This window comes from Paenibacillus sp. SZ31, from assembly GCF_012912005.1.
Taxonomy (GTDB): domain Bacteria; phylum Bacillota; class Bacilli; order Paenibacillales; family Paenibacillaceae; genus Paenibacillus.
In genome coordinates this window covers 1-13,633 of the sequence record NZ_JABBEA010000008.1, presented here as the reverse complement: position 1 = coordinate 13,633, position 13,633 = coordinate 1, and the positions used below count along the sequence as shown (strand labels likewise).

At 51.5% G+C, this 13,633-nt stretch carries 5 protein-coding genes; all 5 read left to right on the top strand.

The window, feature by feature from the left end; all coding sequences use genetic code 11:
- Positions 1-46: 46 nt before the first annotated feature.
- The 5 genes from addB to HF638_RS16425 all read left to right on the top strand — a co-directional run bounded on the left by addB (position 47) and on the right by HF638_RS16425 (position 13,330).
- Positions 47-3,550, top strand: a complete 3,504-nt coding sequence (gene addB / locus HF638_RS16445; protein ID WP_169481173.1) for a helicase-exonuclease AddAB subunit AddB — start codon at positions 47-49, stop codon at positions 3,548-3,550.
- On the top strand, positions 3,547-7,965 hold the full coding sequence (gene addA / locus HF638_RS16440) for a helicase-exonuclease AddAB subunit AddA (RefSeq protein ID WP_169481172.1): 4,419 nt from the start codon (positions 3,547-3,549) through the stop codon (positions 7,963-7,965). Before addB ends, addA begins: the two co-directional genes overlap by 4 nt.
- 59 nt (positions 7,966-8,024) lie before the next feature.
- Positions 8,025-9,209: an exonuclease SbcCD subunit D gene (locus HF638_RS16435; protein ID WP_169481171.1), complete on the top strand. Its 1,185-nt coding sequence runs from the start codon at positions 8,025-8,027 to the stop codon at positions 9,207-9,209.
- Positions 9,206-12,625, top strand: a complete 3,420-nt coding sequence (locus HF638_RS16430) for an SbcC/MukB-like Walker B domain-containing protein (protein WP_169481170.1) — start codon at positions 9,206-9,208, stop codon at positions 12,623-12,625. Before HF638_RS16435 ends, HF638_RS16430 begins: the two co-directional genes overlap by 4 nt.
- Positions 12,626-12,985: 360 nt before the next feature.
- Positions 12,986-13,330: a hypothetical protein gene (locus HF638_RS16425; protein ID WP_169481169.1), complete on the top strand. Its 345-nt coding sequence runs from the start codon at positions 12,986-12,988 to the stop codon at positions 13,328-13,330.
- The last annotated feature ends 303 nt before the right edge of the window (positions 13,331-13,633 follow it).

The window sequence follows — 13,633 nt, the reverse complement described above, 5'->3', positions numbered from 1 at the left end:
TATACTGGGAATTAAAATCTTGTACGTGTGGTTTGGAGGATTAGACATGTCCGTTCGTTTTATTATTGGTCGGGCAGGCAGCGGCAAAAGCTCGCTGATTACCCGGGAAATTACATCCCTGCTTCAAAAGGAGCCGCAAGGTAAACCTTTGATTTTACTCGTTCCGGAACAGAGTTCTTTTCGAACGGAGCAGGCATTGGTGTCTTCTGGAGCAATTAAAGGTACGATGCGTGCAGAAGTGCTCGGCTTTCGCCGTTTAGCCTATCGTGTAATGCAAGAAGCAGGTGGTTCTGCTCGTATTCCGATCGGAGCCGAAGGCAAAAAGATGCTGCTCTATAAAGTAATTCAGCGCCGTAAGGAAGAATTGAGGCTGTTTGGTGCATCCGGCAGCCAGCTAGGTTTTATAGGCGAATTAAATGACTTATATAGTGAATTTAAACGTTATGAAGTTGATCCATCATCACTGGAAGAAGGGCTGTCTGGATGGAATACTTCATCCTCTTCGCCAATTCTGGAAGATAAGCTACATGACTTGAATCTAATATATCGTGACTATGAACAGGAACTGACCGAATTATATATTGATGATGAAGACACGTTGACCGAGCTGACAGATCGTTTGTCGGAAAGTGCATTGCTGCAGGATGCCCAGATCTGGATTGATGGTTTTCAGGGATTCACACCACAGGAGATGAGTGTGATCGGTAGGCTGATGTTGCAGTCCTCTTCCGTGACGATTGCACTGACATTGGATTGTCCTTATGATCACGGCGCACTGCCTGGAGAACTGGAACTGTTCTATCCCACGGCAAGTGCCTATGCGCGCCTGAAAGGGATGGCTGACGAACTGGGTGTAACGAGCGATATAACCGTGCTAGATTCGGAGATTCCACCCAGATATAAGGATCGTCCGGGACTTGCTCATCTGGAAGCTGGCTTCGACCGCCGAATTCGTTGGAAAAGTGAAGGCCTTGATTCCGGAATCCGACTGGTTGCAGCGGAGAACCGACGAGCTGAGATGGAGGGAGCACTGCGTGAGATGCGGCGTCTGGCGCAAAACGAAGGTGCGCGTTATCGGGATATGGCGGTACTTGTTCGTCAGTTGGATACCTACGCTGATATAGCTGAACCGTTATTCAGGGATTATGGCGTACCCGTCTTTCTGGACCGCAGAAGAAATGAACTTCATCATCCATTATCTGAGTTTATCCGTTCCGCACTGGATATTGTTCGGCGCCACTGGCGTTACGAGGATGTATTTCGCTGTGTCAAAACGGACCTGCTGCTTCCACGTGATGGTTCCATCACCCGTGAAGATATGGACCAGCTTGAGAATTATGCACTGGCGTGTGGTATTCATGGATATCGCTGGACTGACGGCAAACCGTGGAAGTATGTTCCTAGCTTATCGCTGGAAGACAACGGTCAGGATGGACGTAGTCGAGGACGGGACCAGATGCTTTCTTTAATGGAGAGCTGCCGAACGGTCATTACAGATTCCTTGGGTGTTTTTGAGAAACGAATAAAGAAGGCAAAGACAGCCAAAGCCCAGTGCGAGGCACTATACAGACTGCTGGAAGATGCTGAGATCCCATGGAAGCTGGAGAACATGTCTACTGAAGCTAAGGCGCAAGGTGACCCCGAACGGTCGAGAGAACATCGGCAGATGTGGGGAGCTGTGTTGGATCTATTGGATCAGATGGTAGATATGATGGGGAATGAACGGCTGGATATCACGCTGTTTGCTGGAATGATCGAGACCGGATTGACCGAATTGAAGCTGGGTCTGGTACCACCAGCACTTGATCAGGTATTGGTCGGTTCCATGGACCGTACACGTCTTCAGGACATCAAATACGTATTTGTCCTTGGTGCAGTTGATGGTGAATTGCCCGCCGTACCTCAGGATGATGGCGTATTAACGGAGCTGGAAAGATCGTTGCTGACAGAAAGAGGCGTGGCGCTTGGACCAGGTGCAACGAGGAAAATGCTGGATGAACGTTTTCTAATATATACAGCACTTACAGCGGCAAGCAGCCAGTTGTGGCTGAGTTACCCGGTTGCTGATGATGAGGGGAAAGCACTGCTTCCTTCCGAGATTGTCCGTCATGTACGGAAAATGTTTGGTCTACAAGAACAGCCATTGCTGGCTCAACCACCGGTTGCGAACTCGGAAGAAGCTCATTGGTCCTATGTCACCCATCCGGGTCAAAGTCTGTCTGCGCTCATTGGACAATTGCGCAAATGGCGCCGTGGAGAAGACATTCCTGAAATGTGGTGGGCGGTCTACAATTGGCATGTAACTCGAGAGACAAGCAGACCTCAGCTGGAGCGGTTGATGGGATCGATCTTTTATCGTAATAGAGCATTACCACTACGTACAACTACCAGTCGCAGACTGTATGGCACAGAGGTGAGGACGAGTGTCTCGCGAATGGAGCGTTTCGTAGCTTGTCCGTTCTCCCATTTTGCTTCGCATGGGCTGCGCCTCAAAGAACGGCAATTGTATCGCCTTCAGGCTCCTGATATCGGACAGCTGTTTCATGCTGCACTAAGCCAGCTGGCTATGCGGTTGCGCGAAGAAAATCGTAGTTGGGGCAGTTTGACTCCAGATCAATGCCGTAAGGAAGCCGAGCAAACCGTGGAGCAGATTGCACCACAACTGCAAGGGGAGATTTTGCTAAGCACCAAGCGATACGGTTATATTTTCCGCAAATTGAAGGACATCGTTAGCCGGGCATCCGTTATTCTTGGTGAACAGTCCAGACGCGGAAGTTTTGAACCGATTGGATTGGAGCTTGATTTTGGACCGGATAAAACGCTGCCGCCACTACGTTTTGAACTGGAAAACGGCTGTGTGATGGAGATCGTGGGTCGAATTGACCGTGTAGATGTCGCAGAAGGAGAAAATGGTCTGCTCCTGCGTGTCATTGACTATAAATCAAGCCAGACGGACCTCAAGTTACATGAAGTGTACTATGGTCTGTCATTGCAAATGCTCACCTATCTGGAGGTGCTGCTTAGTGCTTCCGAAGAATGGCTTGGGGAAACGGCGATGCCGGGAGGAACGTTGTATTTCCATGTGCATAACCCGCTGTTGCAATCCGCAAACGGCATGACATCAGAGCAGGCAGGACAAGAACTGCTGAAACGGTTCAAAATGAAAGGTTTGCTGCTGGCGGATCGGGACGCAATCGCTCAAATGGATAACACCCTGGATAAGGGGTATTCAGCCATTATTCCAGTTGCCCTTAAGGCGGACGGAAGCTTTTATAGCAGCGCCGCTGTAGCTACGCCAGAGCAATGGGATACGCTGCTTGCTTCGGTTCGCAGTAATATCCGCGAGATTGGTACCCGGATTACAGATGGGGATGTGGCCATTGAGCCTTATCGTATTCAGCAGGAAGTGGCGTGTACGTTCTGTCCGTATAAGCCTGTTTGTCAGTTTGATGAGAATATAGAAGGAAATGAATACAACCTGTTGTCCAAACCGGGCAAACAGCAAATCTGGGATATGTTATCTCACACCAAGGGAGGGGAAACATCATGACGAGTATGCCAAAACCGGAAGGCAGCTTCTGGAGTGATGACCAGTGGAGTGCGATCTCCGAAAGCGGAGAAGACATCCTGGTTGCGGCTGCGGCGGGATCAGGCAAGACAGCCGTACTGGTTGAACGAATTATTCGCAAGATCGCCGATCCCTCCCAAGGATTCAGTGTGGATCGCTTGCTTGTAGCTACGTTTACCAAAGCCGCCGCCGCCGAGATGAAACAACGGATTCGGGAAGCGCTGGAACGTGCGCTTGAAGAACAGCCAGGAGAAGAGCATCTGCGTAAGCAGCTGTCGCTGCTTGGACGGGCATCTATTACAACGCTGCATTCATTCTGTATGGAAGTCATTCGCCGTTATTATCAGCAAATTCCGTTGAACCCGGCTTTCCGTATCTTGAATGAAAATGAAGCGGAAATTATGCGCCAGGAACTACTTGAAGAACTATTTGAGGAAAAGTACGGCGAAGAAGATGAAGGGAGTACATTCCGCGAATTGGTGGATTGGTTCAGTGGAGAACGAAACGATGATGCCATGCATCGACTGGTGCAACGATTGTATGACTTCTCCCGCAGTCACTCCTGGCCGGATCATTGGCTCTCAGAGATGGCATCTGCTTTTCAGGTGGAAAGTGTAGAGGCACTTGGACATTCAGCATGGGTTCAGAGTATTTTGCGTGATGCGGCTCTTGCTCTAAGTGGTGCAGCAGGACTGCTCCGTCAAGGCATTCATATTTCCATGCAGCCTGAAGGTCCGGCACCTTATGCAGATACGTTAAAAGAAGACCTGGTGATGGTGGAAGAGCTGTTATCTGCGGCCCAAGTTATGCCATGGGAGAGGTTGCCTGAAGTGTTTCAACCCGCTACATTTGGCAAACTGAAACCCTGCAAAAAGGATCAGACAGACCCTGCTTTACAGGATCAGGTGAAGGAACTCCGTGAGGCAGCGAAAAAGGCAGTTACCGACCTGAAAGGCTCATTATTCGGAAGAACTGCGTTTTCGTTCTGGCAGGAGCTGGAGCAGGCCGCACCACTCATGCAGGAACTGTCGAGGTTGGTTAGTACATTTGGAGAACGTTATCGACAGGCCAAACAGGAACGTGGGCAAGTTGACTTCAGTGATCTGGAGCATTACTGTCTTCACATTTTGCGACATGAGGATTCAACGCCTGAACTGTCGATGCCTTCCGATGCGGCTATGGAGTACCGTTCGCGATTCGATGAAGTGTTGCTTGATGAATATCAGGATACCAATACGGTTCAGGAAGATATCGTGAAGCTCATCTCCAGAGAAAACCCGGGTAACCGATTCATGGTCGGTGATGTCAAGCAGAGTATCTATCGTTTCCGGTTGGCTGAGCCAGGTCTGTTTATGAACAAGTATCGCCAGTATGGAGCGAGCACACGTGAGGACGGAAACGATGAAGATCGCATGAATCGAACGGGGCAACGTATTGATCTTGCACGGAATTTCCGCAGTCGTGCGGAAGTCGTGCATTCAGTCAATATGATATTCCGCCAACTGATGAACGAAGGTGTGGCAGAGATTGCTTACGATGAACGAGCTCAATTGGCATATGGGGCTACGTTCCCGTCTGAGACGCTTGGCGATGAGGCGTATACACCTGAACTCATGCTGATTGATCGTCAGGGCGGTGGCCCTGATCTGACAGAGAGTACGGATGAGAACGGGGATTCATCGGTCTCCGCAGAACTGGAGAGTGCCGAACTTGAAACGGCCCAGTTGGAAGCGCGGGCGATCGCGAGGCGTATTCGTGAGATGGTTGGGGATACGGACAAACCTGCCCTCCATGTATATGACAAATCCCTGCAAACGATGCGCCCGGCACGTTATGGTGACATGGTCATCTTGCTGCGTTCGACCTTGATGTGGGCTCCACTCATGATTGAGGAATTCAGACAGCAGGGAATTCCTGCTGGAGGAGAACAGAGCAAGGGCTATTTTCAGGCTACAGAAGTGGAAATCATGATGTCTCTGCTTCAGCTTGTTGATAATCCAAGGCAGGATATTCCGCTCGCTTCCGTGCTTCGTTCTCCGATTGTCGGACTGGATGAAGAAGAGCTGGCACAGATTCGGCTTGGTGACAAAAGACAGTCATTCTATGATGCGGTTATATCGGCTGCGGGAGATTGGAGCGATTCCTCCACTAATGCTGTACAACAATCCCGGCAGGATAATCATCCTGATTCCAATATGGTCCAGTTGCAGTGGCCGGAAGCCTGGTCAGAGATGGAACAGGGACAGCGGGAGACAGCAGCTTCTGTTGAGGCAGAGCTTCTGGACGATGTATACGAATTTGATGTGTATACAGATGGGATTCAAGATGCTGGTGTTGCGGGACATGCAAGTGAGGATCTGGGCATAACGGAGATCTCAGGCTCAGAGTTGCAGCAAAAGTTAATTCGTTTTATGCGTCAATTGCAGCAGTGGAGACTTGAGGCAAGGCAAGGCAGTTTAAGTGAACTGATCTGGCGTATGTATCGGGAAACCGGGTATTTGGACTGGGTTGCTGGTCTTCCAGGAGGGCTGCAACGTCAAAGTAATCTTAAGGCATTGTACGATCGCGCACGACAATATGAGGAATCAACTGCGAATCGCGGCTTGTTCCGTTTCCTGACCTATGTTTCCAGACTGCGGGAAAACGGGGGAGACCTCGGGACTGTAGCAAGTAGCTCTGGTGAGCAGGACAACGCCGTACGGATCATGACGATTCACCGGAGTAAAGGTCTGGAGTTTCCAATTGTCTTTGTCGGTGGCATATCCAAGATGTTTAATCAGCAGGATTTGAACGCACCGTTTCTAATGCATAAGGAACTGGGATTTGGCCCGAGGTTTGTAGATCGTGAGAACAGGGTTGCCTATCCTACATTAGCCAATCTGGCGATTCGTCGTCGGGCGCAATTTGAACTGCTTGCTGAAGAGATGCGTGTGCTGTATGTTGCGTTGACTCGTCCCAAAGAGAAAATGATTCTGCTAGGTACCGTAAAAGATGCATCGAAAAAAGCACTGGCGTGGTCTCAGGTTAAAGACAGCCCTGAACTGGCATTGCCAGACTATCTGCTGGCTGCCGGACGGAGTTACCTGGACTGGATTGGACCATCCCTGATGAGACATCCAGATGCGGCTGTGCTGCGTGAACTTGCTGGAAGCAATGATTCGTTCTCAGCTTGTCTTGCAGATGATCAATCACGATGGGCGATTTCTATTGTTTCTGCCGATCAGGTATCCCGTGACCATGTGGTGGATCAGACACTCGGAGAAGAAGACGGGATGACTGCGGTTCGGAAAGAGCGAATTGCTGCGCTAAAAGCGGTTCAACCCGTGAAGTTGGTTACATCCTCAACGGTAGATGAGCTGACGAAGAGTGCACAAGATACGGATAACCAAAACATTGAAGATGAAGGTGCCGATACAGTAGCTCTTCAACTAGAGGAGACACAGCTGATCCACGAGGTTGATCAGCGACTTTCATGGACGTACCCCTATGAAGCAGCAACTCAAGTAGCAGCCAGTACATCTGTCACGGAGTTGAAAACGTTACTTGCGATGCAGGATATCCAGTCTGTAGAGGTGATGGAGGAACTGGGAGAACAGTCCGAGAAATTATTGGCTCACAACAACCCAGGAATCAATTACACCAAAGATGAAGCAGGTCATGTACTACGTGGCGTATCCGATGAATCTAACGAGCGTGAGACTGGATCATGGACAGATTCAAACGGTACGGTGAACCTTCCGGATGCGGGATCTGCAGGTACGTCTTTCAAACTGCACCTGCGTCGTCCCAAATTCATGGAGGCAACGCAGTTGACAGGGGCAGAACGGGGGAACGTGTATCATACGTTGATGCAGCATCTTCCTATAGATGGATCATCTGTTGATTCACAGCTTATTGAACAGACGATTGAGCGGTTGATTAAGCTTCAGATTTTGCTGCCCCATCATGCTGCGGCTATCGAACCTGAAGAACTGTCCGGATTTTTCAATACAGAACCAGGGAAAGAATTATTGCGTGCAGCGTGGGTGAAACGGGAAATTCCGTTTGTGTATGGACTTCCGGCACATCAGTCTCCTGTGGAATGGCTACATGAACGGGCGGCGAACTCAGATATGCAGATAATAAATGAAGATAGCAAAATGCAGGCAACGATTGAAAATGAAACCGTGCTTGTACAGGGGATTATCGATTGTCTGTATGAGGTGGACGGCGAGCTTGTTTTGCTTGATTACAAGACGGATCGGGTATCGGAGCATCGTGGTGGTTTGGTTGAACTCACCAAAAATTATCGCTTCCAGCTAGATCTGTATGGACGGGCCATTGAAGATATATTGGGTCGGAAAGTTGACCGGAAATGGCTGTACTTTTTTGATGGTGGACATGCAGTGGAATTGTAAGAGAACTGGATCGGAATTAAAAACCATGGATTTCATATGGGAGAGGGGTGGAACGGACGATGCGTATTTTGCATACAGGGGACTGGCATTTGGGAAAAACGCTGGAAGGACGAAGCCGACTGCGTGAACAGGAAGATTTCGTTGATGAACTCGTCAGACTGGCTGATGAGCAGCAGGCGGATGCCATATTGATGGCCGGAGATGTGTATGATTCCGTGAATCCTCCCGCAGCGGCGGAACAACTTTTTTATGAAGCGGCAGCACGTCTGACGGAGCATGGAAGACCTCTCGTGGTGATTGCAGGGAATCATGATCAGCCAGAACGTGTAGCTTCTGTGACTCCACTTGTGAACAGACAGGGCATTACACTCGTAGGGATGCCTACTTCAGAAGCGGTAACCATCCATGCAAAGAGAACCGGAGAGACTGCACAGATTGCTGCATTACCTTATCCTTCTGAAGCGAGATTGAATGAATTGCTGACCACGGATGGGGACGAAAATGTGCTTCGTCAGGCATACAGTCACCGGGTGGGCATGTTAATGCAGCGTCTGGCAGCTTCTTTCCGCCCGGATACCGTGAACTTGGCCATGAGCCATATCTATGTGCTCGGTGGACTTGAGAGTGATTCGGAACGTCCGATTCAGATCGGTGGGGCCTACACGGTAGACCCTTCGTCATTATCGACTGGTGCGCAATACACAGCGCTTGGGCATCTTCATCGTGCACAGGTTGTCAAAGGAGACGGTGTGATTCGATATAGCGGTTCTCCGCTGGCCTACAGCTTCTCGGAAGCGGGGCAGAGCAAGTCTGTCACGATGGTTGATCTGGCACCGGGCGGAGTGGCACAGGTAGAGGAAGTTTTGTTAACGTCTGGGCGTCCGCTTGTGCGTTGGCAGGCACGTGGTGGTCTGGCAGAAGTATATCGTTGGCTGGATGAGGGACGTGATCCGCAGGCTTTTATCGACATGGAAGTGTGGCTGGATGAGGCGATGTCGCTGAAGGAGATTCAGCAGCTGCGAAAATCACATGAGGGTATTATTCATATTCGCCCCGTGTACCCCGAGATGGCTGCAGCAGGACTTTTGGAGCAACGATCCGAGCTGCCGGTACACGAACTGTTCCGCAAATTCTATCAGCGTCAGACCGGTGGTGCACAACCGGAAGACAGCCTGGTGAAGCTTTTCCTGGAACTTGTGGATGAAGACGAGCCGGGTGTGCGTGAGGAGGTTGAGGAAAGATGAAGCCCATTTTATTAAAAGTTGCCGGACTACAAAGCTATCGGGAGATGCAGGAAATTGATTTTACCGTCTTGACGGAAACGGGTCTATTCGGTATTTTCGGTCCAACGGGCAGTGGTAAATCTTCTTTGCTCGATGCCATCACACTCGCCATGTACGGAAAAGTGGAACGTGCGGTGAACGGCACGCAAGGGATTATGAACCACGCAGAAGATTCGTTGTCGGTTGCTTTTACATTCGAACTGATGTCAGCGGAGGGCACTCGAAGGTTTCGCGTAGAGCGACGTTTCAAACGGAATAATGAAGTGTCGGTGAGTAACACGATCAGCAAATTCATAGAGACGGTCAATGGCGAAGAACAGGTACTTGCCGACAAATTGGCAGATGTGAATCGCTGCGTTGAAGATGTGATCGGTTTGAAGATGGATGATTTTACACGTGCAGTGGTGCTTCCGCAAGGGAAGTTTGCCGAGTTTTTGTCACTCAAAGGCAGTGAACGCCGCCAGATGCTGCAACGATTGTTCCATCTGGAGAAGTATGGGGATCAGTTGGCCATCAAATTAAGCCGGCGGGTCAAGGATAATGATATGGTTCACCAATCTCTTGCTGCGGAGCAACAGGGACTGGGCAATGCCAGTAAGGAGACGCTGGAAGAAACGAAACGTCTTCTTCAAACTGCTGTTCAGCAGTCTGAATTGTCCCGCAAAGCGCTGGATGAAGCTGCGAAGGAAGCCGAACAGCTGGGTAAAATCCGTGAGCTAAGTAACGAACGGCAAGCCCGTACGGATGAGCAACAGAAGCTGAAAGCACTGGAACCACAGGTTGAGGCAGGCGAACAACGGCTGAAACAATCCGTTGCGGCAGATGCAATACTGCCTGCGTTGCAGACGGTTCAAGACGCCAAGGCTACGCAGAAGCAGCGGCAGGATACCGCGGAGTCAGCTCATCAGCAAGCATTGGAACATGAGCGTCTGTCCGTTCAGGAAGCGGAGAAGGCCGAGACGGCACGTGCGCAAATGGCCGAGGAAGAACCGAAACTGCTGCTGCGCCTGGAGCAACTCGAACAAGCGAAAGAGCTGCAACGGGAACGGGACGGACTTCAAGCCGATTGCTCGCGCCTCGCGCAGCTTCTGGAACAGGGACAGGGCGAACAGACTGCGCTGGCACAGCAGCTTGAGAAAGAAAAGGAGTTGCAGCAGCGCGGGCGCAAACGGCGTGAGGAACTACAGGAGAGCCTCAAGCCGAATGAAGTGAAGTCAGAAGAACGCAGGCAGATTCAGGCTGCGCTTGAACTGAAGCATCGTGTGGATACTGCCGCGGAGCAGCTGCAGCAAAACAAGGCTGACATGCAAGCCTATAAGCAGTCGGCAGAACAGGGAGCCGACAAGCTGAAGGCGGCGGCTGAGGAAGAAACACGCCTGAGTGATCAGCGTCAGCACTTGGTAGAACAGGCGTCAGCAGGTCTCGAGGCCTTGCTTGCCTGTGAGCAGGACATCAGTCGCGAACAGAGCCTGCTGGCCCTTGCGGAGGAACAGCTGCGTGGCACAATGCGGGAGCAGGAGCTGCACCGGCTGTCCTCCGCTTTGCGCGCCGAGCTGAAGGGCGGCGAGCCATGCCCGGTGTGCGGCTCGCCGCATCACCCGCTCCCGGCTGCGCCGCCGGGAGAAGGTCCGCACGCAGGCGATGCGGACCTGGAACTGCTGCGCAGCCTGCACGCGGAGCTGCAGGAGCTGCGCTTTGGGCTGCGCCAGCAGCTGCACGAACGTCGCAGCCTGCTGACGCAGCTTGGCGCTGCGGCCGGCGAAGCTCCGGCCGCAGCCGAGGCCGCGCCTGCGGCAGCGGAGCCCGAGCCCGCCGGGTCGCCCGAACACGGGCGCTCCCCGGCAGGCTGGGCATCGCGTGCCGCTGCGCTGCGCGAAGCCGCGCTGGCGCTGGCTGACGCAGCAGCGCCGCTCCAGACCGAAGCCGCCGCGTTGCAGCAGGCGGCTGTGGGCGCGCAGCAGCGCCGCATGGAAGCGGCAGCTGCGCAGGAGGCCGGCCGTGCCGGGCTCGCCCAGGCGGAGCGCAAGCTGGCCGAGAGCGAGGCCACAGCGGCTGCTTTGCAGGGCCGCTGGGCCACAGAACTGCCGGGCATCGCTCAGGAGGAGGCCAAGGCCCTCTATCAGGCGATGCAGGAGCGCGATGCGCGCGCCGAAGACATCAAGGAACGTCTGAACAAAAGCGTGACGTTCCTTGAGGAAAAAGACCAGATCATCCAATCTCTCCAGCAGAAGCTGGTTGAATTGGACAAACAACTGATCCAGTGGCAAACGCAGTGGCAGGGCAATAGCAAACAGCTGGCCGAGAAGGAAGAACGCTTGCGCCAGTGGGTTGGGGAGCAGCGGGTAGAAGATCTGATTATTGCGGCTCAGGCTCGTCTGGATGGACTGCGGAAAACAGCTTCGGACTCGGCACAACGCTTCAAAGAAGCGGATACGTTGAAGCAGGAATCAGCGAAGAAAGATGTCATGGCTCAGCAGGCAGCCGCCTCGGCCACAGAACATCTGCAACAGGCACAGGAACGGTGGAAGCAATTGCTAGAACAATCCCCGTTCGACTCAGATGATGCCGTTGTGTCTGCGGCGATTCCTTCCCAGGAAGCAGAACGACTGGCAGAGCAGATCCAGCAGCACCGTGAACGTGAGCGTGAACTGGCATCCCAATTGCGTGAACTGGAACAAAAGCTGGGTGGTGCTGTTGTATCGGAAGAACAGTGGTTAGCCTGCACCGAACGTTTGCAGCAGGTCCGGATTGAGGATGAAGCTGCCCTTCGTGCCAAAGCACGCGCAGAACGTGATCTGGAGGATGTGGAGCAGCGACATGTTCGCTGGACCGAACTGGAGAACAAGCGGGTGGAGGTAAGTCGTCAAGGTGAGCTGCTCAGCAAATTGCAATCCGCGTTCAGAGGCAATGCTTTTGTCGAGTATATTGCCGAAGAACAACTGATGCAGGTTAGTCATGCGGCATCTCAGCGTCTGCGCTTCCTGACCAAACAGCGTTATTCACTGGAGGTGGACTCCGGTGGTGGTTTTGTGATCTGTGATGATGCTAACGGGGGAGTCAAACGACCGGTATCAACGTTGTCAGGTGGCGAGACGTTTTTGACTTCATTGTCACTGGCGTTGGCGCTGTCGGCCCAGATTCAGCTACGAGGTCAGTACCCCCTTCAATTCTTCTTCCTGGATGAAGGATTCGGTACACTTGACCCGGAGTTGTTGGATACCGTCATTACGTCGCTGGAAAAACTGCATGACGACCGATTGGCTGTCGGTGTAATCAGTCACGTGCCTGAACTGCGTGCACGCTTGCCGCGCAAACTTGTGGTGATTCCGGCAGGTGAAGCCGGAAACGGCTCACGTGTGGTCTTGGAGACCTTGTAGAGGGCAACGTGGAAGCAATATAAATCATAGAAACCGCCCTTTTTGAACACGCACTATCACGGAATATGATTATTGTAAAAATATTTCTTTTCTTGCTTTTATAACATAGCGGAGTGAGTTACATCACAGATACAGGTTCATCCCGCTGTTATACTACAGTTAAGCCGACAAACTTTATTTAAGTACCCCGGCGGACATCTGATCAGGACGTTTCCTGAATAGATGTCCGCGCAGCAGCCTTCCAAGGAAGCCGCTCACGGGGTGCTTCTTTTTTTTGACTTTTTCCCCGTAGTGTCAATTCGCCCAGTTCTGAATACCATGAAAAGGTGATCAAGAGCAGATTCGAGGAGGCGTTGGCAAGTGGAAAAGGTGGAAGCGAAGAAAGTATGCAAGGAACACATGCACCGTTATGTATGTGTGCAGATGAATGATGGCATGCACTATGATGGCATTATGGAAAACGTGGATGATGAAATGATTTATTTGGCCGTTCCCGTTGGACCAGAAGCCATGGTGAATCATGCAAACTGGGCTCCAAATGCAATGCCGGGAGCGAACTATCCAATAGGTCATACCCGCGGATTTTATCCAGGATACGGGTACCCTACTCCTTATCCGTATTATGGTTATGGCCGTAGACGGTTTAACCGACTGGTGCTCCCGTTATTTGCGCTTACGGCGTTAACCCTTTTACCGTACTATTGAAATTAGAAAATCAGGTATAACTACAGTGAACAAGTTGAGGATGGATATGTTGTTTCATTCATGGACACCGTGGAGTTGAATTAGAGCGGTCTTATCACATATAGAATCTCAGCCTGATGTATCGCACAGTCATTGCAATACAACTGGCAACATACTGAACATCCAAAAAGGTCATGCCTGTGCAGAAGCGAACTTCTGTAAGGCATGACCTTTTTTTGAACCTAATTAGGGCGTGTCTTCAAACTCAAGCAAGCCACACCATAATGGATGCCAAGGCCAAAAAAGACTTAAATGTACACGCTA

Coding starts and splice junctions, on each gene's coding strand:
- HF638_RS16430 (WP_169481170.1), top strand. CDS start 9,206: ATGAAGCCCATTTTATTAAAAGTTGCCGGACTACAAAGCTATCGGGAG.
- addB (WP_169481173.1), top strand. CDS start 47: ATGTCCGTTCGTTTTATTATTGGTCGGGCAGGCAGCGGCAAAAGCTCG.
- addA (WP_169481172.1), top strand. CDS start 3,547: ATGACGAGTATGCCAAAACCGGAAGGCAGCTTCTGGAGTGATGACCAG.
- HF638_RS16435 (WP_169481171.1), top strand. CDS start 8,025: ATGCGTATTTTGCATACAGGGGACTGGCATTTGGGAAAAACGCTGGAA.